A 327-nucleotide genomic window follows, 5' to 3' on the forward strand; every position below is an offset into this window, starting at 1 on the left:
GAGCTGATCATGTCGTCGTGACCGGTGTCGTCCTTGATGTCGACCGTGGCCGTGGCCTTGGTGTCGACGATGAAGGTGTCCGTGCCAGTGGCCGGCGTGCCGCTCGTCGTATTGGTGTTGCCATACGGGTCGACCGTCGTCACCACAATGGTGTGGCTGCCTTCGCCCAGCGGGGTGCTCGGCGTGAAGCTCCACTTGCCGTCCGTACCGACCGTGGTCGTGCCCAGCGTCGTCGGGCCATCCGTCAGCGTGATCGTGCTGCCCGGCTCGCCCGTGCCGGTCAGGGTCGGGGTGTTGTCAGCCGTGTCCGGGATCGGATCCAGGGTC

Annotated in this window: 1 protein-coding gene; it reads right to left on the reverse strand. The window is 66.7% G+C overall.

Going from position 1 to position 327, the window contains the following annotated elements:
• Window positions 1–327: Ig-like domain-containing protein (locus KI686_RS16115; protein ID WP_237590344.1), on the reverse strand; the 327-nt coding region annotated here is incomplete at both ends.

It is taken from the genome of Polaribacter sargassicola, from assembly GCF_021991835.1.
Classification (GTDB): Bacteria; Bacteroidota; Bacteroidia; order Flavobacteriales; family Flavobacteriaceae; genus Polaribacter; species Polaribacter sargassicola.